This window comes from Streptomyces albus subsp. chlorinus (genome assembly GCF_013302895.1).
Lineage (GTDB): Bacteria > Actinomycetota > Actinomycetes > Streptomycetales > Streptomycetaceae > Streptomyces > Streptomyces chlorinus.
In genome coordinates, this window is sequence record NZ_VJOK01000001.1 from 405,788 (window position 1) to 424,774 (window position 18,987).

The window sequence follows — 18,987 nt, forward strand, 5'->3', positions numbered from 1 at the left end:
CGATACCGCCGGACCACCTCACCCGCCTGGTGGCCGCACCACTCCCCCGCACCGCGGAACGCACCGCGCTGCTGGCCCGGTTCCTCACCCACCTGTCCTGCCGTCCCCCTCGCCACGGCGGCCAGGACGCGTCCCGCCTCTCGACGGTCCTGCTCGACCTGGTGGCCGGAGCCGCCGCCGAGCGCCTCGGCACCGGCCACACCGTGGCGTTCGAGAGCCGGCATCGCGCCCTGTTCCTCAGGGTCCAGGACTTCATCCGCCGGCAGCTGGGCGACCCGGGCCTCACCCCGGACGAGGTGGCGGCGGCACACCACATCTCGGTCCGCTCGCTGCACCGGCTCTTCCAGCACCACGGCCTGACGGTGGCCGCCTGGATCCGGCGGCAGCGCCTGGAACACTGCCGTCGCGATCTGGCGGACCCCCGGCTGCGCGACCGGCCCATCCACGCCATCGCCGCGAGGTGGGGCTTCCCCCGTCCCGGCGACTTCACCCGGGCGTTCCGCGCCGCCTACGGCATCCCGCCGCGCGACTACCGGCGTATGGCCGTGAACGGAGAGCCCGGCGCGGAGCCCCGCGAAGCCGGAGCACGCTTCTGACACCGCAGTGGACGACGAGTCCGGGGGGGTGTGCCCTCAGGCGAGGAGGCGTGTCGCCCCGGACTGCCGGTGGGTCGCCCGTGCCAGGAAGCCCGCGACGGCGGCGAGTCGAGCCCGCCGTCGGTGCGGTTCCGCACAGGCGCCGTATCCGAGCGGCGAAGCCTTCGAAGCGGGGGCCGTGCTCGCCGTGAACCCCGGTGGTGGCGCCCGGCGGTTGGCGGCCGGGCGCCGGCCCCCGAGCGCGTCCGACCCCTCGGGGTCAGGGTCGTGGGGATGTCGGCGAACGTCATCTCGCCGCCCCGGCCCGAGGCGGGCGTCACCTGGAAGAGGTCGAGTGCGGCCAACGGCACGTCGTCCTTGGTCTCCTTGGGCTCGCCGTCGCCCTTCTCGCCCGTTCCGGTGGCCAGATCGGCCGTCAGGGTCCCGCTCCTGCCCCCGGTCCGCACGGAGAAGCCGGAGAGCTTGATGTCGAGTGCCCCGTGGTGGCCGTACAGGTGGACGCTGCCGTGGAAGGATGGTGACAGCGTGCGCCCTCGCGTCGTAGCCGCCCTTCCCCTTGGTGAAGCGGGAGGAGCCGTCGTCGTTGGTTCCGGCGCCGTCCCCACGGTGATCTTCCCGCCCGCGCGGCCGGTCAGGCAGGCGCGGAAGGATTTCTTGACGCCCCAGTCCAGCGTCCCGCCGGTGAGCGGGAGGGCGGGGGCGGCTGCCGGAGCGGCCGTGCGCACCGTGCCCGGGGCCGCGAGGGCGGACAACGCGCAGCTCACCCAGATCACCTTCTGGCAGCTCGGTTCACTGGCCCGGGCCACCTGGCCCAAGGTGCTGGCCGTCCTGCCCTGGGCGCTCGCCGGGCTCCTCGTGGCGCCCTGCTACGCCCGCCGCCGAGATCTGCTGGCCCTGGGCGAGAGGCCGGCCCGGCACCTGGGCGTCGACGTCGAACGGCTGCGGCTCGCCCTCGTGCTGGTCGTCGCGCTGCTGACGGACGGCACCGCCCCTGACGGCACCCCGCCGCGCTGACCGGACCGGGTCGGGGGTTGCTCAGGGATCTCCCCGAGTTGCCGGGCCGGCGGCGGTGCGACGGCCTCGGCGCGCCCGCCTCTCGCGGAGCGCCCGGCGCCGTTCACCGGGACCGGCGGGACGGTACCGCCAGGGCGGTGGCGAGGAGGGCTGCCGTGGTGGCCGCCGTCAGGGGGACGGTGTAGGCCCAGCCGTCGGGGCCGAGCGCTTCCACGGCCCAGCCCCCGGTGGCCGATCCGGTGGCGATGCCGCCGAGCAGCGCGGTGACGGCCAGCGTCATGCCCTCGTTGAGGCGGCCGGCCGGAGTCAGCTGCTGGACGAGAGCCATGCCGGTGACCATCGCCGGTGCCGTCGCCATGCCCGCCACCAGCAGTGCCCCGGCCAGCAGCGGCAGCGGCGCCGTCAGCGAGGCCAGCAGCGGCAGGGTCGTCAGGGCGGCCATCGCCCCCACGTATCCGGCCAGCCGGCGCCGCGCCGAGCGGGCCGGCGGCAGGGCGCCGAACGCGAGCCCGGCGAGGGCGGAACCGGCCGCCTGGCAGGCGAGGACGGCGCCGGCCGCGGCCCGGTGCCCCTCCCCGTCCGCGTGGGCGAGGGTGACGACCTCCAGCGCGCCGAACACGGCCCCCGTGGCGAGGAAGACCAGCAGCAGCGCGGGCATTCCGGGCCGGGTCAGCGGTGCGGGCCCGGCCTGTGCGCTCTCGCGGCGGGGTGGCGGTTCCGTCGAGCGCTGCGCGGCGAACAGCAGCGTCCCCGTCAGCAGCAGCCCGCACCCGGCCAGCGTCCCGGCCTGCGGGAAGAGCGCCGTGCACAGGAAGGTGGCGAGGACGGGCCCGAGCATGAAGCACAGCTCGTCCGCGGCCTGTTCGAAGGAGTTGGCGGTGTGCCGCGCGGCCGGGTCGTCGCGCAGCAGATGCGCCCAGCGGGCCCGTGCCATACCGCCGGTGTTGGGGGTGGTGGCGGTGGCGGCGTAGGCGGCGAAGAGCGTCCAGTCCGGCGCGTGGGTGTGGACGCACACCACGAGCGCCAGCGAGCCGAGCAGTGCCATAGAGGTGGCGGGCAGGGCGACACGAGCCTGCCCGTACCGGTCCACGAGCCGTGCGACGAGCGGTCCGGCCAGCGCGGTCGCCGCCAGTCCCGCAGCGGTCACGCTCCCGGCCAGCGCGTACGAACCGCGCTCCCCCGCGATCATCAGCACGGCGCTGACGGTGAACATGCCCATCGGCAGCCGCGCGAGCAGGCTGCCGAGGGTGAAGCCGGCGGTGCCGGGACGGGCGAACAGCCGGGCGTACGGATTGCGTGCTGTCCGCGGACGCGCTTCCCGCCCGTCACGGGGCCGGTCGCACGGTCCCCGACCGTGCGGTTCCCCCTCATGGGTTTCCCCCTCATGGGGTTCCCCCTCATCCGGTTCACGGGTGTGCGGTTCACGGGCGTGCGGCGCGTGCTCGCGCTTCGTCGGTGCGGGGTGCGTCAGGAGGAGGGTGCTGCCGTGGACGGCGTACCGGGCCGGTGCGGTGGCGGCGGACGGACGGGCGGGCCGGGGGCGGTGGTAGACGGGCATGCCGTTCAGCGTCGCCGCCGCCGGGGGGCGCGGTCCAACACCTGTCGGCGCCCCTTTCACGCACCCTCGTTGTGGATCGCGGGGCCGCGGCCCGCCCGCTGCGGCACGGGGCCGCGGACCGAGGCGGGCTCAGGGCGTAGGGACGCCGGCCGGGCGGACGGGCCTGCCGAACCGCACGGGGACGCCTGGGGAATACAGCACGCTGACCGGCTCCCCCACCGGCGCGGGCAGCCCCGCGGCCGTCACGAGATCCTCCTCGCAGGCGACCAGCTCCGCCTTGTGGAGCGGCCACCGGGGGTGGGCGTTGGGCAGGTAGGCAGCCGCGCCGAAGAACGCCGTGTGCATGCCCCACCGGGCGGTCAGGAAGTGCTCGAGGCCGGTGGGCTCCGCCACGCGTTCACCTGGGCGTACGACGATCCGGCTGCGCGCCCCGCGCGGTCCCGGCCAGCGCCGCACACTCTCGTACCGGACCGTGTCCTTCCCGGTGCGGACGGCCATGCGGGACCACATGTACGGCAGCCCGAACCCGAACCGCCCCAGCAGCACCGGCACCAGCCGGGCGGCGTCCAGCGAGCGGAAGACGACACCGCGCCTCCCGTGCGCGTCCACCGAGTACAGGCGGACGTTGGTCTCGGGAAACGTGCCCAGATACGGCACGCCCGGCAGCCGCAGCCAGCCGACCCGGTGCATCCGGAAGGCGACGAGCCCCACGAACGACATCCCGTCGAACACGTCGGGCACCGTCCCGGCCGGCAGCACCCGCGCCACGGCGGCCGGGTCCACCGCCCAGTGCACGAAGGTCAGATCCAGCCACTGCTGCGTCAGCAGGGGACGCGGTATGTCCACCGGTGCGTCCGGAGTGACGGGGTGGGGACCGCGCGAGGTGAACGGCATGGGGGCAGGATCGCAGACGCGCCACCGGCCCGGGTGCCGCTCCCCGCGCTAGCCGCGTGCGGGAGCGTGGTCGAGGACCGCCAGGTCGAAGTCGCGCAGCCGCAGCGGATCGGCGACGACCCGGTAGCCGGCGACCCGGTCCCCCTCCACGGTGACCGTGAGGACGAGGCGCAGCCGGCCGTGGGGCGCCACCACGATCCCGGGGACGCCGTCGACGAGGGCCACCTCGGCGAACCTCGCGTTCCGTCCGAAGACGGCGACCTCCCCGGCCACTTCGCGCGCGCCGCGCACCTCGGACGGCCTGCCGCCGGGAAGGGCGGCCCGGTCCGCCGTGCGGACGACGTCCGGGGCCAGCACCGCGAGCACCGCGTCGATGTCGCCGCTCCTCGACGCGGCGAGAAACGCCTCGATCACCCGCCGCCGCCGGAACAGCTCGTCGGCCGGGACCGCCGGTGTGCCCCGCACCTTGCGGCGGGCGCGGCTGGCGAGCTGTTTCGCGGCGGCCGTCGAGCGGTCCACGACGGCCGCGGCCTGGTCGAACGGCACCGCGAGGACGTCGTGCAGCACGAAGGCGACCCGCTCGGCCGGGGACAGCCGGTCCAGGACGACCAGCAGGGCGCGTCCGGCCGAGTCGGCCAGCAGCGCCTCCCGCTCCGGGTCGCCGCGGGTGGTGGGGTCCGGGTGGTCGAGCGTCTCCGGGTGGCCGGCCGGCTCCTCGCGGCGGGCCTCGCGGGAGCGGAGCATGTCCAGGCAGATGCGGGAGATCACCGTGGTCAGCCAGCCGGCCGGGTTGACGATGGCGCTCGCGTCGCCGCGCGCCAGCCGCAGCCAGGTCTCCTGCACGGCGTCGTCCGCGTCCGGCAGGGAGCCCAGCATCCGGTGAGCCACCGTACGCAGTCGGTCGCGATGGGCCTCGAACAGTTCCGCGAGGGCCTCGTGCTGCTGCTCCACCTGTCACCTTTCCCGGACGCCGCCCGTCACCACAGTAGGGAACACACCGAACCACGGGTGGCGCCGGGGTCCGGGGAACGAGGAGCCGGGAGGTCGTACGGGTGGACATCTACAAGGCGGTCGGGAGCCGGCGGGCGGTGCGCGGGTTCAGGGACGAGCCGGTGCCGACGGCGGCCCTCGAACGCGTCCTGGCCGCCGCGGCACGGGCGCCGTCGGGCGGGAACCTCCAGCCGTGGAGGGTGTACGTGCTCACCGGTGCTCCGCTGGCCGAGCTGAAGGAGCGGGCCACGCGGCGCGCCGAGGCCGGTGACCCGGGCGACGAGCGGGAGTACCGGATGTACCCGGCGGAGCTGAAACCGCCGTACCGGGAGCGCCGTTCCGCCGCGGCGGCGCAGCGCTTCGACGCGCTCGGCATCCGCCGCGAGGACTCCCGGGCACGCCAGGAGGCCGTCGCCGCGAACTGGCGCTGCTTCGGCGCCCCCGCCCTGCTGCTCTGCTACATCGACCGGGACATGGGCGCGGCCCAGTGGGTGGACCTGGGCATCTACCTGCAAACAGTGATGCTGCTGCTCCGTGCCGAAGGGCTGCACAGCTGCCCGCAGATGGCGTGGTCGGTCTACCACCGGACGGCCGCCGCCGTGGTGTCGCCCCCGAAGGAGCTGCTGCTGTTCGGCGGCCTGTCCGTCGGCTACGAGGACCGGGCCGCGGCCTGCGCCCGCATCGGCCGCGCCCCGCTCGCGGAGACGGTCACGTTCCTCGGCGGCGCGGGCCCCCGGCCGGGGCGCCGGCCGGAGCAGCCGCGGCTCACTGGTCGGAGTAGCTGAGGTCCCCCATCGTCCAGGCGCTCACGTCCTTGATGGCGATGCGGTACATCCCGCCCGTCTCGGGGATGCCCACCTGTCCCTGCAGGATCCTGGCCACGTGGAAGTGCAGGTGGGAGGGCGGCCCGGTCCGCTCGCGGCCCGACTCGTCGGGCGCACCCATGAAGAGGCCGGCGAACGGGACGAGCCGGTCGGAGTCCCTCAGGACCTCGGCCACTCGCTCCCGCCACACCGTCTCAGGGGCCAGCCGGCCCGTGATGACAGCTCCGTGGACCACGACGGTCAGGGACATCTGATTGGTTTGCTCGGACTCCACCATGGCGGCGATGTCAACGAGCAGCTCATCAGCGTTCGACATGGGTGCTGATGTTATACGGCCCCGATCACGTCCGCGACGGACGAGCCGCATCGACGGTGCCGGGGCGGATCGGCGGTGGCCGGGGACGCCTCGGTGGTGACAGGGCGGATCGGTGCCGGCGGAGCCGGCCAGCCGGGACGGAGCCGGCCCGCGGGATCCTTGCCCGCGGGCCCGCCCTCCACCTCTGCGGGCCGCCTGCCGGGGGTCAGCGGGCCCGGTAGCGGGGGCGGGCGCGCAGCGGAGTCGTGGGGAGGGCGGGCGCGGGGAGCGCGGGGCCCGTGTAACCGGTCACCGCGCCGAAGCGGGCCGCCGCCCCGCCGCGCGCTTCCCGTTCGGCCTCCCATGCCGTCCGCGCCTCGACGATCTCCTCGTGGGTGCGGGCGACGAAGTTCCACCACATCACCAGCGGGTCCTCGAAGGGGACGCCGCCGATCAGCAGGGCGCGGGTGGCCGGCCCGGCCTCCAGCCGCACCTCACGACGCCCCCGGCCCAGATAGAGCATCGCCCCCGTGGTGACCGTGTGCCCCTCGACCCGGACCGGGTCGGCGAGGGCGAGCACGGCGTGCTCGAACTCCGGCTCCAGCGGCAGGGTCATCCGCCCGTACGCGCCGAGGGCGATCTCGGCGCCGACCAGCGGTGTGTAGGCGCGGGCCGGGGACACGGCACCGGCCAGCCCGCCCATGAGAACGGTGACGCTGCCCGCCGCCTCGCTGAAGGCGGGCAGCCCGGTGTGGTGGTCGAAGTGGGCGGGCCCGCCGCGGTCCCGCTCGGGCAGGGCGATCCACAGCTGGACCCCGTGCAAGGAACCGGAGTGGTCCGGCGGCGACTGCTCGGAGTGGGCGATACCGGCTCCCGCCGTCATCAGGTTCAGCTCCCCCGGCCGCACCATCTGCCTGCTGCCGAGGCTGTCCTGGTGCCACACCTCGCCCTCCAGCAGCCAGCTGACGGTCTGCAGCCCGGTGTGCGGGTGCGGGGGCACCTGCATGCCCGGCCGGCCCGCGATGTCGGCCGGCCCGTAGGAGTCGGCGAAGCACCAGGCCCCGACCATCCGCCGGTCCCGGTTGGGCAGGCTGCGCCCCACCAGCATGGCCCGGGGGCCGCCCAGCGGAACCTCACGGGCTTCGAGCAGCTCGATGTCAGGCTCCGGCCGGCCCGTCGGCGGACCGGAGCACACCGTCTGCTCCGGGGGGTGGGTGTCCGTGTTGCTCACACGGTCACCGTACCGGCCTGCGGAGAGGGGGTGCCGGGTGCGGCGTACGGGCTGTTCCCGGGGCGGGGGCGCTCATGTCCGCCGGGCGGCGCCCGTTCGGCCGTCCGGACGGCTCCGGCACGGCAGGGCGCGGCGGTGCGCCGCCCCGTGCGCCGCCGGAAGCGCCGTCGGCTCCGCCATATCCGACCTGTTCGGCCGAATCCTCCCTCAATCCTCTAAACGGACTTTCCGCCTAGACTGGCACTCCGACCCCACGGAAGCCGGGAGGCCCCATGCGTTTTCCGATCGCCCTCAGGCATGTAGCGCCGCGGCTGGCCACCGGAGCGTTCATTCTCAACTCCGGACTGACCAAGCGCGGGATGGACGAGGAAAGCGCCACCGGATTGCACGGGATGGCGAAAGGCGCCTATCCCTTCCTCGAGAAGACGCATCCAACGACCTTCGCGCGGCTGCTCTCCTCCGGGGAGATCGCCCTGGGTGCCGCCCTGCTGCTGCCGGTCGTGCCGACGCTGCTGGCGGGCGCGGGGCTGGTGGCGTTCTCCTCCGGGCTCCTGGGGATGTATCTGCGCACCCCCGGCATGCACGAGGAGGGCAGTGTGCGCCCGACGGAACAGGGCACGCCGCTGGCCAAGGACGTGTGGATGCTGGGGATCGGCCTCGGGTTCGTCGTGGACGAACTCACCTCCAGGAGGAGGTGACGGCCGGCACCACGGCGGAGTCCCGCCGGTGCCGAGCGGGCCACTACTTCCCTGGCAACAGCTCCACGAGGCGTGACGCCCGCTGCCACCCGCCCGCGAGGGTGCCGCCCAGGACGACGCCGACGGCCAGCAGAACCGCCTGGAGGCCCTTCGACGCGTCGATCGCCTGCCCTCCCACCTGCGCCGCCCAGGCCCCGGCCACGGCCGCCACGAGGACCAGCGCCATGTGTGCCGACTCCCGCAGGGCTCTTCGCGCCAGGGAGACCGGCTCGGCTCCTTCGAGCGCCTCCTCGGGCAGCAGCGCCCCGACCCGGCCCTCGGCGTACCGCTCGCCGAGCAGCACCACCTTCGCGGCCAGCTTCCGCACCGCGTCGTCGGGTTCGGTGTCGAGCCGGTAGATGTCCTGTCGCAGTGCCCCCACGACCCAGGCCGCGTGCTGCCGGGCGACGGCGTGCCGGGGGGAGGAGAAGGGCATGGTCGCGCGGGCGCGGTGCGCTCGCAGCACGGCTTGCTCCAACTGCCGGTAGGAGCGGTCCAGTTGCCGCATGTGCCCGGCGCGCCGGGCGAGGTCGTGCACGTCGTGGACGCGGGCGCAGGCGAGCACCGTCCTGGCCGCCACGTGGACGAGCCGGTTGCGCGCGGCCTCGCCGCCCGCCCTCGTCCGCGTCAGCAGCCAGGCGGATCCCGAGCCGAGCACCACTGCGAACACCATGGCCGCACTCGCGCCGCCGGCCGTCGCCAGGGAAGGATGGGAGGGCTCCAGCCGGTCCTCCACGGCCAGTCCGAGGAACACCGCGGTCGCGGCCGTGACCAGCCAGGCGATCGCGGCCAGAGTCGGGTAGGCCTGGGGTCGCCCGAGCACCTCCCGGGTCAGCGGAACCTCCGCGTCCGTGAGCGACAGCCGCGCGAGCGCCTCGTCGAACCCGGCGAGTTCCCGCTCCGCGTCCTCGGCCGCCCGGCGGTTCTCCATCCGCGCGGCCAGCAGATCGAATTCGTCGCTCAATTCTCCCCTTGGTGCTCCCGGCCCGGCATGGCGCCCGGGCCTCCGAATGGACGGGCACGGTCGGCCGTACGCCGGCGAGCGGCGACGGCGCGGGGAACATGGTGCACCACGCGGGGGCGCCGGGAAACCGGGGACGGGGCGCGGGGTGTGCCGGGCACCACCGGGAGGGCGGAGCGGCCCGGGGTCCCGTGGCCCGGCCGCCGTTCTTCCGCTCTTCCGCCTCGGCCCGGGGCGGCGTTCTCGTGGGCACTCGCCGTGCCGGGACGCGACCCGGCCCGGTCCCGGTGCCCTCGCGGGTCCCGGAACCGGGCCGTCCCCTCACAGTCCTCGCAGACGCGCTGTCACGACCACCGGGTGTCCGGTGTCCGCGTGTCCGCTGCCGTGCGGTGCCTACTGCGGTTTGAACGAGCGGATCTGATAGTTGCCCTGGAGGTTTCCGCCCTTACCGGCGGGCGTGGAGCCGACACGGTTGTGGTAATTGGTCTGGGTGTAGTACTGAACCCGGTGCCCGGTTCCGTTCCACACCGAGCGCACGTTCTGCCCCCTCCGGATGAAGGAGCAGTCGTCCGCCGTGTTCGCTTTGCTGCGCTGGGACCACTGGCAGCGGGTTCCGCCACCGTCCCACCCGCTGTAGATGCAGAAGTGCCCCGGGGAGCAGTTGTAGGCCGCGGCCTGCCGGGGTGCCTGCGGAGCGGCGGCCTGAGCCGGAGCGGTGCCGAAAGCCGCCGCCATGGTGACGGAGACAATGGCGATCGAGTAGATACGACGCATGGCGTGCATTCCTCTTTTCCCGTGCCGACGGCCCCCTGGGACGGAATCGCTTTCCGTCGGTGGAAAACCAGTGGGGCCGTCCGGTGCCCAGCAAGCCACATCCGAGATGCCGCAGCCAAGCGAACATCGGGGCAAACCGCCCTTTCGAAGGAACACCGCCGGCGCGCCGCGACCGGCGCGGAGTTCCCAGGGCACGGCGGTTCCCTACCTGGATCCGCGAGGCCGCGGCCGGGCGCGGTCCGGGGCCGGATAGGCTTCCTCCCATGCGAGCAGATCATCCGATCTGCCGTGCTGTATCGGGGAGTTGCGGCCAGAAGCGGAGGAAGCGTGACGCACACCAACGAGGAGTCGCCGGGGCTGTTCGAGTCCAGTGGAACCGGACTGCGTACCAATGAGGCCCATTCGGCCCGTATGTACGACTACCTCCTCGGCGGCAAGGACAACTATCCCGCGGACCAGGAGGCCGCCGAGGCGGCGATGGCGGCCTTTCCGACCCTGCGGACCGCGGCCCGCGAGAACCGGGCCTTCCTCGGCCGCGCGGTGCGGTACGTGGTCGAGGAGGCGGGCATCCGCCAGTTCCTGGACATCGGGTCGGGGCTGCCGACCGCCCACAACGTGCACCAGGTCGCGCAGCGCCACGATCCCGAGGCGCGCGTCGTCTACGTCGACAACGATCCCATCGTCCTGGCCCACGGGCGGGCGCTGCTGTCCACCGACGCGCGCACGACCGTCATCGAGACCGATATCCGGGACCCCCGTTCGATCATCGAGCACCCCGAGACCCGGGCGCTGATCGACTTCAGCGAGCCGGTGGCCGTACTCGCGGTGGCGATCCTGCACTTCATCTCCGACGAGGAGAATCCCGGCGCGCTCGTCGCGCAGCTGCGCGAGGCGCTGGCCCCCGGCAGCGTGCTCGTCCTCTCCCACGCGACCGCCGAGATCTCCCCCGAGACGGCTCTGGGGGTCCAGGCCGCCTACCGCGCCCAGGGGGTACCGCTCACCCTGCGCGACCAGGCGGCGTTCACCGAGCTGTTCGCGGGGTTCGACCTGGTCGAGCCGGGCATCCAGGTGGTCTCCGACTGGCGCGCCACCGTCCCGGAGTCCGAGCGCCCCTCGCACGCGGAGGTCTCCTGGTACGGCGGCATAGGGCGCCTGGCCTGACGGCCCCGCCGGGCGGCCCGCGACGCCCGGCGCCCGCGGCCGGTTCCGCTGCCGGAGCCGTCCGGCCCCGGTTCCCGGAACCGCCGCCGGAACCGGGGCCGGGGGTCCGCTACTTGACGAGGTGGTGCCTGAGGTCGTCGAGGACCCTGTCGGCGGCGGTCACCCCGAGGCCCAGGTACCAGGTCTCGTCGTCCACGTCCCTGGCATGGCCCTTCCTGACGGCGCGCAGGTTCTTCCACAGGGGGCTGTTCCGGGCCTTGGCACGGTCCGTCGACTCGGGGTCGCCATAGGCTCCGGTGAAAATCCAGTCCGCGTCGGCCTCGTCCATCCGCTCGGGGCTGATCTCGGTCGCGAGATCGTTGACCCGCTGGTTCCCGGGCCGGGGCAGGCCGACGTCCTGGAGGATGGTGCCGATGAACGACGCCTTGGCGTACAGCCGGATCATGCCCGGCATGTACCGCACCATCGAGATGGTGGGCTTCTTGTCCCCGAGGTCGTCACCGAGCTGCTCCGCCTTCTTCTCGTACGCGTCGAGCTTGGCCTTCGCCTGCCGGGTACGGTCGAGCGCCGCGGCGTTCAGGAGGTAGTTCTCCTTCCAGGTGAAGCCGGGCCGGAGGGAGAAGACCGTCGGGGCGATGGCCGAAAGCTGCTTGTACTTGTCGGCGGCGCGCAGTTGGCTGCCGAGGATCAGATCGGGCTTCAGCCGGGCGATGGCCTCGAGGTTGAGGTTGTTGATGGTGCCGACGTTCTCCGGGTGGCCCGCCTGCTTCTCCAGGTAGCTCGGGATCTCGTTGTCCCCCTCCGTGGGGGCGAGGCCGACCGGCTTGAAGCCGAGGGAGACGGCGTTGTCGAGTTCACCGACGTCCAGGACGACCACGCGCTCGGGCGCCTTCTTGATCTCCGTCCTGCCCATGGCGTGGGTGATGGTGCGTGGGAACTCGCCCGGCGCGGCCTTGGTGCCGAAGGAGGCGGTCTTCTTCGCGGCCCGCGCGAAGTCCTCGCCGCCCTGGGCGACCTTCTCCTTCGCGCCGCCCTTGCCGCCGCCCGAGCCGCCGCCGTCGTCGGAGGAACCGCAGGAGGAGAGCGTCAGCGCCGCGGCGAGGGACAGGGCGACGGCTGCGGCAGCGCGCTGACCGCGGCCGCTCGGGCGTATCGGCATCGGGTGCTCCGGGTCTCGGGGATACTACTTAGGCGAACCTTACTTCCTTTTTCGGCCACGTACGCGCACGGGCCGGTCCGGCTCCAGGGAACGCCGGCCAGCGGCCGGGAGGCGGCCCGCCGAGCGCCGCCACGCGGATGCGGGCCGCGGCACGGGCTACACCGGGCGCACCGGTCACATCGGGCGTACCGGGTGGCGCCCGCAAGCCTCGCCGGATCCTCTTTCCCCTTTCCCTACCCAATGCTTGCCGCCGCATTTCGGGCGGCTATAGCCTGAGCCGGAAAACTCCGTCACGACCGAAAGGAACCGGTTCGTGGGCAAAAGTTTCCGCTCCGAACTCCCCCTGGCCGCAACCGTTGTCGCCGAGGAATTCGACCGTTGGAGTCCGGAACTCCGGAAGGAATTCGACCGCAACGCCGCGAACGGCCGGATCGGCCGGACGCTCGTCAAGGAGACGGACACGTTCCGCATCTGGGAGACACGTCTGGAGCCGGGCGCACGCATACCTGTCCACCGGCACGTACTGGACTATTTCTGGATTGCCCTCACCAGCGGCCGGGCCCGCCAGCACGTGAGCGACGGGACCACCCGGGAGATTTCCTACTCCCGGGGGCAGGCCCAGCATTTCGACTTCTCCGACGGCGCATACCACCTCCACGATCTGAGGAACATCGGTGACGAGGTCCTCTCGTTCCTGGTCGTGGAGACGAAGGGCGGCGCGAATGCCCCCCTTCCCCTCGGAGAGGATCTCTGACGACCACGACCACGACCGCGACCACGGCCGGGCCCCGGGGTCTTCCCGGGACCCGGCCGCCGGTTCACAGAGCAAAGGAGAGCGCTTCGAGCAGGGCGTTGTTCGCGCGCCGGTCGCCGACGGAGATGCGGCAGGTCGCCGGGAGAAGGCGCGCGGTGTCGGCGACGACGATCCCCGCGCCGCGCAGGTGCTCCATGACGCGCTCGTGCTTGCGCAGTCGGACCAGCAGGAAATTGGCCTCCGAGGGGAACACGCGGTCCACCGCGGGATGGTGGGCCAGTGCCGCGGCCATCCGGTCCCGCTCGGCCCGGATGAGCCGCATACTGGCGAGCGCCCGCCGGGAGTTGGTCAGCCGGTCCCGTACGGCGTGCTGCGACGCGTCGGTGAACCCGAAGGGCACCTGGACGCGGCGCAGCGCGTCGACGAGGCCGGGTTGGGCCAGGGCGACGCCGCAGCGCGCGGCGGCGAGCCCCCACGCCTTCGAGAGGGTCCTGAGCACGATGAGGTTGTCGTGCTCCGCGACCAGCCCGGCGTACGAGGGGCTGCCGCTGAACTCGACGTAGGCCTCGTCGATCACCACCACTCCCCTGGTACGGGTGACGAGGGTGCGCACCTGGTCCCGGTCGAGCCGCGTCCCGACGGGGTTGTTCGGGTCGCACAGGAGGGTCACCCGGGGATCGGCTGCCAGGATCCGTTCGCTATCCAGCCGGGACAGATCGTCACCGCGCAGGGGCACCTCGACGACCGGCAGCCGCAGGACGCGGGCGAAGTGGGCGTAGAGCTCGAAGGTGGGCGGCGTCACGCAGACGCGTTCGCCGGGCGAGGCCAGCGCCGCGAGGAGCAGCATGACGCCGTCCACGGCCCCGCTGCTGAACAGCAGGTGGTCGGCGCTCAGTCCGGTCAGATCGTTGTGGCCGGGTACCTTCGAGACAGCGGCCAGATACGTGCGGGCCAGCTCCGCCGTGTCGAGGTGGGGGTACTGGCTCTCCGGCTCCAGGAACGGGTTGGTGTTGCCCGACAGGTCGACGGTGTCGAACCGCGGCCGGTGCCGGAAGCGGGCCGGGCCGGGGACCGGCACCGCCGTGACGGGCGGGGCCGCGAACCGCGACAGCGCCGGCTCCGCCTCCCTGTTGGGTGCGGGGCCGAGGCCGGGGGCGCGCAGCCAGTGGTCGAGGGGGACGAACAGGTCGGCCCCGAGGCGGCGCTTGCGCTCGGCGTCCCCCCGGCCGAGGTGCACCCAGCGCAGGCCGGAGTGCCGTGCGTCGAGGTAGAGCCTGTAGAGGCTCGCCACGTAGAGGTTCCGCCCCGCGGCGGGATCGTCGTGGTCGACGGCCTGGGTGAGGTGGTACAGCCCGCGGCCGTTGTGGGCAACCGTGACGAGACCGGCCTGGACGACCGCGTTCCCACGGCGGCGCACGAACATCTCGGTGCGGTCCGCGAGCACGCCGCTCGCCAGCGCGTCGAGGGCGTCGGCGGTGTACGGGTTGTGGCCGCCGCCGTGGTGCTCCGCACGGCGCCGGTGCAGCTCCACGAACGCGTCCCGCGCCCAGGGCTTCGCGTCGAGCCGGCTCAGCCGTATCCGCTCCCAGGTGAGGTCGCGGGAGACGGCGTGGTGGCGGCGGCGCAGATCGCGGAGCCGGGCGGGGCCGACGCGGGCCCGCAGGACGTCGTCCACCTCGCCTGTGAGCCGTACGACGCACTCGGGCGCGGTGGCGAGGGGGACGAAGCCCGCGGCGCGCAGCGGGCCGGTGTCGTCGGTGCGCCGCACGTGGGGCACCAGGACCTGGGGCGCGTGCAGCGTCTCGGCGCGGCGGAGCAGCGCGTTGAGGGCGTGCGGCGCGGGGGCCGGGCTGGAGGGTCCGTAGGGGGCTCCGCCGTGGACGAGGGTGGGGCGGTCGAGGACGGCGGGGTCCAGTGCCGCGAGCGCGCCGGTGTCCTGGCCCAGCCGGGCGAGGGTGCACACGGGTGCGCGGGAGCCGAGGGCGGCGCACAGCGCGTGCTGGAGCGCGTCGATGTCTGCGGACCTGCGCATGCTGAGTCTCCACTCCTCCTGGTCACTCGGACATCCCGGCCGCGTGCTCGTCGGCGTACCGCTCGATGCGGTCGCGGTACTCCTCGAACATCTCGGCCAAGGTGCGGGCGATACCGCTCCGCCAGCCGACGGAGCAGCCGCCGATGAGGCCGCGGCGCACCTCGTGGTCGAAGACGGCGGTCTCCCGGCTGTGGTCGCCGCGCTCCAGCACGACCGGCACCCCGGTGAGCGCGGACATGTACCCCAGCAGGTCGGTGACGCCGACCTCCTCGTCGCCGCCCCAGTTCACCACGCGTGCGGGCACCCGGGCCGCGTCCCACAGCAGCGGTACCTGGCGGACGACGTCATCGGTGTGCAGCAGGTTGCAGTAGTTCTGCCCCTCGCGGGGCACCGCGCACGGCTGCCCTCTGCGCATCTGGTCGAACAGGATCATGGGCATGCCGCCGTGCCCGTACGGGCCGTAGGCGATGTTGAGGCGGGCCGTCACCGCGGGCAGCGACAGTGCTTCGGCCAGGCCGCGCACGACTCCCTCGGCGGACAGTTTGGCGATGGGGTAGGTCGGCAGCCACGGCGCCGCACCGCCCAGGGGGTCGCCTTCCCGGTAGCGGTGGGTGCTGTCCGCGCGGTGGTAGATGACACCGGACGAGACGTACAGGAACGCCTCGGCAGAGGAGCAGTGCGTCATCAGCCGTGCCGTGCCCACGGCGTTGACGCGTGCGGTCTCCTCGAAGTCGCGTCCGTCGCCCCGGTGGACGGCCGAGTGCAGTACGTGGGTGAAGTCGCGCGGCAGGTCCTCCAGTCCGTCGGCGGCCATGTCCCAGGTGACGGTGCGGGCCCCCCGTTCCTCCAGCGCTTTGCGGGCGTCCGGGTCACCGAAGCGGCCCAGGCACCACACCTCGTTGTCGGGGGCGAGGGCCTCGGCGACGGGCCTGGCGACCTGCCCGGTCCCTCCGGTGACGAGAATCTTCTTGCCTTGCATGTCCGGCGGCTCCTGGTCCTTGTTCCGTCAGCGGTCGCGTCCACCCGTCGTCAGCCGAGCGCCCGGCCCAGTTCGCGCCGCAGGGTCGCCTGGAAGCTCTGCACGTGCTCGGGGCTCATCAGGGTGTAGTGCTCCCCCTCGACCTCGATGTAGCGGTTCGGGCCTCGGGTGAAGCCGTCCCAGTGCCGCAGCTGGTTGTCCAGCCACTCCTGCTTGGTGCCGTGCAGCGGCGTGCAGTAGAAGACGCGTACCTGTGCGACGGAGCCGGAGGGGGCGTAGGTGCGGCCCAGGTGCACCATGCTCTGCGCCAGGTGCACCCACGCGGTGAACCGTTCGAGGGTGAGGTCGAGTTCGGTCAGCCGCCGCTGGGGCGCGTGGGCGATGAGGTGGGCCAGCTGGTCGGCCTCGGGCAGGGGGCGGAGGGTGGTGGTGAGCCGCTCGATGTCGCCGGGGTCGATCAGTTCGAGGAACAGTGCCAGGTTGATCGCCCCGTCGGTGAAGGAGATCTCGTTCATGCGGTCGGCGATGCGGGGCGGCAGGTTGAAGATGCCCACGAACCCGACCTCGTCGCCGTCGGCCTCCAGCCGTTTGGCGATCTCGAACGCGACCGCCCCGCCGTAGGAGTACCCGGCGACGGCGTACGGGCCGCCGGGCTGCACCCGCCGGATGGCCTCCGTGTAGGTGGTGACCATCTCGTCGAACGAGGCGAAGTGCGTCTCGCCCTCCCCGAAGCCGCGGGCGCGCAGGGCGTAGAACGGCCGCTCGCCGGTGAAGTACTTGGCGAGGTTCACGAAGACCAGGACCTCCCCCAGGCCGGGGTGGACGCAGAACAGCGGCGTTCCCCCGCCGGTGACCTGGAGCGGCACCAGCGGGTCGTAGGCCGAGTCCCCGCCCGCACCCTGCCCGGCGGTCAGACGGCCGGCCAGGGCCCGTACGGTGGGCGCCTGCAGAAGCGTCGCCATCGGGACGTCGTCGATCCCGAACGCCCTCTGGATCTCCAGTTTGAGCCGCAGCACGTCCAGCGACGTCCCGCCCAGGTCGAAGAAACCGGCGTTGACCGGCACCGGCGCGGTGTTCAGTACGCGCGCGTACACGTCGGCCAGGGTCTTCTCGGCGTCCGACTCCGGCGCCACGTGACCGCCCAGGAACCGGGTGGTCACCTCGCTCGCCCGGCGTGCCGCCGCGTCGAGGCCGCCCTTCTCGACCGCCGCGCGCAGCCGGGTCCGCTGGATCTTGCCGAGGTTGCCGCGGGGGATCTCCTCCTCGGCGACGGGGAGGATCAGCTGCGGGCGGAAGCCCCAGTGCATGATCGTGGAGCTGCGGACCGCCACGATCGCCCGGTACACCGCCATGTCGTCGGCCGGGTCGCCCGCCGGGGTGAACGCGACGGCGAGCTGCTCGGAGTCGGCTCCCTGGGGCCGCACCGGGAAGGCGGCGACCTGGCCGCGCCGCACCTCGTCCAGCTCGTCCAGCACCGTCTCCAGGTCGTGGCTGTAGTAGTTGACGCCGTTGACGATGACGGAGTCCTTGGTGCGTCCGACCAGCGTCAGCCGGCCTTCGGCGTCGAGGTGCCCCAGGTCTCCGGTGCGGAACCAGCCGTCGGGGGTGAACGCCTCCTCGGTGGCCGGGGCGTCGCCGAAGTACCCGGCGGTCACCATCGGGCCCCGCAGCTGCACCTCACCCGCTTCCGTGGCGGCGGGCCGGTCGGTGGAGGCCAGCACCTCGCCGCTGCCGTCGGTGACGCGGATGCGCAGCCCCCGCACCGGGCGGCCCAGGGGCGGGAACTCCGTCCGCAGGTCCCGGGCGGCGAATTCGCGGTTGAAGACGCTGCCCGCGCACGTCTCCGTCATCCCGAAGGCGGGAACGACCACGTCGCCGCGCAGCCCGCAGCCGGAGAGGCTGTCGAGGAACGCGCGCACGGTGGCGGTCACGGTGGCCTCGCCGCCGGAGATGATGTACCGCACCTGCGAGAGGTCGGTCTCCTGCCGCGAGGGAGGCCGCTGCGCGAGCGCCTGGTTGATCTGGCCGAAGAGGAAGTTGGGCGTGAACGTCACCCTCACCCGGTGGGCCGCGAGAAGTCTGAGGAACTCCACCGGGTCCGCCAGGACGGTCGCCGGAGTCGCCATCACCTGGTCGGCGCCGGTGAACATCGGGAGCAGGTGTGCCTCGATCGCGGCGATGTGATCGGTCGAGATCCAGTTCATCGTGGTGTCGGCGGGTCCCAGCTCCAGCGCCCCCGCCTTCCCGGCCTGTGCCGCCAGCAGATTGGCGTGGGTGAGCCTGACGGCCTTGCTCGATCCGGTGGAGCCGGAGGTGAGCATCAGCAGGGCCAGGTCGTCGGGCGCGGGCGCGTGGTGCCGGGTCTCGTCGGACGCGGTGTGGCTCAGCTCCTCCACGGCCACCGTCCGCAGTCCGGCATCGGGCAGGTCTCCGTGTGCCGTCTTGGAGACGACCACCAAGGGGTTTCCCAACAGCTCGCGCAGCTGCTCCAGTTGGGGCCGCGCGCGGGACGGGTCGGCCGGCGGCGCGAGAGGGCAGGGCACCGCTCCGCTCAGCACGCAGCCCCAGAACGCCTTGAAGAAGCTTTCGGGGTCGCCGGCGGCGATCAGCACCCGGTCGCCGGGCCCGGTGCCGTTCTCGCGCAGCCCTTGGGAGATCCGCGAGGCGCACTCCCGCAACTCGGTGTAGGAGAGGAAGGAACCGCCGACGAAGGTGAGGCCACGGGAGCTGTCGCGGCAGGCGTTCTCCAGCAGTTGGGGGAGCGTCGGGGCAGAAGGGTGTTCCGGCATGGGACGAGGACCTCCGATCGGAAGGGGCGGACAAGCCGCGTGGACGCGTGGGTGTGCGTCGGATGGCCCGGGTCCGGCTTCGGCCTCCCCTCGTGGGCGGATGCGCCGAAGAGACCCGGGCTGGTACGTGAGCCGGCTCGCGGACGCCGGAGCCGGAGGGCGGGGGCGGGGCGTTCGGGGCGGTCCCGGGCGGGCCGCGTATTGTCGCGGCGCCGCCGTGGAATTCAGGTGGGGCGGCG

Annotated in this window: 17 protein-coding genes and 1 pseudogene; 6 read left to right on the forward strand and 12 right to left on the reverse strand. The window is 73.3% G+C overall.

Annotated elements, in window-relative coordinates; translation table 11 throughout:
• Positions 1 to 29 precede the first annotated feature (29 nt).
• A complete protein-coding gene (locus FM076_RS34870; RefSeq protein WP_345944850.1) occupies positions 30 to 596 on the forward strand; it encodes a helix-turn-helix domain-containing protein in 567 nt (188 codons plus the stop codon).
• Here the strand turns inward: FM076_RS34870 and FM076_RS35230 are convergent.
• On the reverse strand, positions 530 to 1,402 hold the full coding sequence (locus FM076_RS35230) for an HtaA domain-containing protein (RefSeq protein WP_428814634.1): 873 nt from the start codon (positions 1,400 to 1,402) through the stop codon (positions 530 to 532). The two genes, FM076_RS34870 and FM076_RS35230, sit on opposite strands and share 67 nt — an antisense overlap.
• On the opposite strand from FM076_RS35230, the pseudogene FM076_RS01955 reads away from it, so the two are divergent.
• Positions 1,341 to 1,574: pseudogene (locus FM076_RS01955) on the forward strand (iron chelate uptake ABC transporter family permease subunit); the annotation flags it as partial. The gene FM076_RS35230 and the pseudogene FM076_RS01955 sit on opposite strands and share 62 nt — an antisense overlap.
• Positions 1,575 to 1,713: 139 nt before the next feature.
• On the opposite strand, the gene FM076_RS01960 reads toward FM076_RS01955, so the two are convergent.
• The 3 genes from FM076_RS01960 to FM076_RS01970 form a co-directional block, all read right to left on the reverse strand.
• Positions 1,714 to 3,168 carry an MFS transporter gene (locus tag FM076_RS01960; protein ID WP_243274268.1) on the reverse strand — a complete coding sequence of 485 codons (1,455 nt, stop codon included), beginning with the start codon at positions 3,166 to 3,168 and terminating at the stop codon, positions 1,714 to 1,716.
• A 129-nt stretch (positions 3,169 to 3,297) separates the two neighbouring features.
• Positions 3,298 to 4,062, reverse strand: a complete 765-nt coding sequence (locus tag FM076_RS01965) for a YqjF family protein (protein ID WP_173868218.1) — start codon at positions 4,060 to 4,062, stop codon at positions 3,298 to 3,300.
• A gap of 48 nt (positions 4,063 to 4,110) precedes the next feature.
• Positions 4,111 to 5,013, reverse strand: coding sequence for a sigma-70 family RNA polymerase sigma factor (locus tag FM076_RS01970; protein WP_173868219.1), 903 nt, complete (start codon positions 5,011 to 5,013; stop codon positions 4,111 to 4,113).
• A 101-nt stretch (positions 5,014 to 5,114) separates the two neighbouring features.
• On the opposite strand from FM076_RS01970, the gene FM076_RS01975 reads away from it, so the two are divergent.
• Positions 5,115 to 5,837 (forward strand): nitroreductase family protein, encoded by a 723-nt coding sequence (locus FM076_RS01975; protein WP_173868220.1) that lies wholly within the window; start codon positions 5,115 to 5,117, stop codon positions 5,835 to 5,837.
• On the opposite strand, the gene FM076_RS01980 is transcribed toward FM076_RS01975, so the two are convergent.
• Both FM076_RS01980 and FM076_RS01985 read right to left on the reverse strand, forming a co-directional pair.
• Positions 5,818 to 6,192, reverse strand: a complete 375-nt coding sequence (locus FM076_RS01980; protein WP_173868221.1) for a hypothetical protein — start codon at positions 6,190 to 6,192, stop codon at positions 5,818 to 5,820. The genes FM076_RS01975 and FM076_RS01980 overlap by 20 nt on opposite strands.
• A 205-nt stretch (positions 6,193 to 6,397) precedes the next feature.
• The gene (locus tag FM076_RS01985; protein ID WP_173868222.1) at positions 6,398 to 7,402 is read right to left on the reverse strand and encodes a pirin family protein; all 1,005 of its coding nucleotides are present in this window, start codon (positions 7,400 to 7,402) and stop codon (positions 6,398 to 6,400) included.
• Positions 7,403 to 7,674: 272 nt separating this feature from the next.
• Between FM076_RS01985 and FM076_RS01990 the strand changes: the two genes are divergently transcribed.
• Positions 7,675 to 8,100 carry a hypothetical protein gene (locus tag FM076_RS01990; protein WP_173868223.1) on the forward strand — a complete coding sequence of 142 codons (426 nt, stop codon included), beginning with the start codon at positions 7,675 to 7,677 and terminating at the stop codon, positions 8,098 to 8,100.
• A gap of 43 nt (positions 8,101 to 8,143) precedes the next feature.
• On the opposite strand, the gene FM076_RS01995 is transcribed toward FM076_RS01990, so the two are convergent.
• On the reverse strand, positions 8,144 to 9,103 hold the full coding sequence (locus FM076_RS01995) for a hypothetical protein (RefSeq protein ID WP_173868224.1): 960 nt from the start codon (positions 9,101 to 9,103) through the stop codon (positions 8,144 to 8,146).
• Between the two features lie 390 nt (positions 9,104 to 9,493).
• Positions 9,494 to 9,874 (reverse strand): peptidase inhibitor family I36 protein, encoded by a 381-nt coding sequence (locus FM076_RS02000; protein ID WP_173868225.1) that lies wholly within the window; start codon positions 9,872 to 9,874, stop codon positions 9,494 to 9,496.
• A 327-nt stretch (positions 9,875 to 10,201) separates the two neighbouring features.
• On the opposite strand from FM076_RS02000, the gene FM076_RS02005 reads away from it, so the two are divergent.
• Positions 10,202 to 11,035: an SAM-dependent methyltransferase gene (locus FM076_RS02005; RefSeq protein WP_173868226.1), complete on the forward strand. Its 834-nt coding sequence runs from the start codon at positions 10,202 to 10,204 to the stop codon at positions 11,033 to 11,035.
• A gap of 109 nt (positions 11,036 to 11,144) precedes the next feature.
• On the opposite strand, the gene FM076_RS02010 is transcribed toward FM076_RS02005, so the two are convergent.
• The gene (locus FM076_RS02010) at positions 11,145 to 12,194 is read right to left on the reverse strand and encodes an ABC transporter substrate-binding protein (RefSeq protein ID WP_173868227.1); all 1,050 of its coding nucleotides are present in this window, start codon (positions 12,192 to 12,194) and stop codon (positions 11,145 to 11,147) included.
• 313 nt (positions 12,195 to 12,507) lie between these two features.
• Here FM076_RS02010 and FM076_RS02015 point away from each other — a divergent pair, with 313 nt between their 5' ends.
• Positions 12,508 to 12,948 carry a hypothetical protein gene (locus FM076_RS02015; protein ID WP_173868228.1) on the forward strand — a complete coding sequence of 147 codons (441 nt, stop codon included), beginning with the start codon at positions 12,508 to 12,510 and terminating at the stop codon, positions 12,946 to 12,948.
• A gap of 64 nt (positions 12,949 to 13,012) precedes the next feature.
• Here FM076_RS02015 and FM076_RS02020 read toward each other — a convergent pair whose 3' ends face one another.
• Genes FM076_RS02020 through FM076_RS02030 form a run of 3 tightly spaced genes read right to left on the reverse strand, consistent with a single transcriptional unit; the run spans position 13,013 to position 18,748 of the window.
• Positions 13,013 to 14,980 (reverse strand): aminotransferase class I/II-fold pyridoxal phosphate-dependent enzyme, encoded by a 1,968-nt coding sequence (locus tag FM076_RS02020; RefSeq protein WP_173868229.1) that lies wholly within the window; start codon positions 14,978 to 14,980, stop codon positions 13,013 to 13,015.
• A gap of 22 nt (positions 14,981 to 15,002) precedes the next feature.
• Entirely contained in the window at positions 15,003 to 15,959 is a 957-nt protein-coding gene (locus FM076_RS02025) for an NAD-dependent epimerase/dehydratase family protein (protein WP_173868230.1), read from the reverse strand.
• A gap of 50 nt (positions 15,960 to 16,009) precedes the next feature.
• Positions 16,010 to 18,748, reverse strand: a complete 2,739-nt coding sequence (locus FM076_RS02030) for a non-ribosomal peptide synthetase (RefSeq protein WP_173868231.1) — start codon at positions 18,746 to 18,748, stop codon at positions 16,010 to 16,012.
• Positions 18,749 to 18,987: the final 239 nt, after the last annotated feature.

Excerpts from the sequence above, each read along its gene's own strand:
- FM076_RS01960 (WP_243274268.1), bottom strand. The coding sequence starts at position 3,168 with ATGCCCGTCTACCACCGCCCCCGGCCCGCCCGTCCGTCCGCCGCCACC.
- FM076_RS01965 (WP_173868218.1), bottom strand. The coding sequence starts at position 4,062 with ATGCCGTTCACCTCGCGCGGTCCCCACCCCGTCACTCCGGACGCACCG.
- FM076_RS01980 (WP_173868221.1), bottom strand. The coding sequence starts at position 6,192 with ATGTCGAACGCTGATGAGCTGCTCGTTGACATCGCCGCCATGGTGGAG.
- FM076_RS01990 (WP_173868223.1), top strand. The coding sequence starts at position 7,675 with ATGCGTTTTCCGATCGCCCTCAGGCATGTAGCGCCGCGGCTGGCCACC.
- FM076_RS02000 (WP_173868225.1), bottom strand. The coding sequence starts at position 9,874 with ATGCGTCGTATCTACTCGATCGCCATTGTCTCCGTCACCATGGCGGCG.
- FM076_RS02010 (WP_173868227.1), bottom strand. The coding sequence starts at position 12,194 with ATGCCGATACGCCCGAGCGGCCGCGGTCAGCGCGCTGCCGCAGCCGTC.
- FM076_RS02020 (WP_173868229.1), bottom strand. The coding sequence starts at position 14,980 with ATGCGCAGGTCCGCAGACATCGACGCGCTCCAGCACGCGCTGTGCGCC.
- FM076_RS02025 (WP_173868230.1), bottom strand. The coding sequence starts at position 15,959 with ATGCAAGGCAAGAAGATTCTCGTCACCGGAGGGACCGGGCAGGTCGCC.
- FM076_RS02030 (WP_173868231.1), bottom strand. The coding sequence starts at position 18,748 with ATGCCGGAACACCCTTCTGCCCCGACGCTCCCCCAACTGCTGGAGAAC.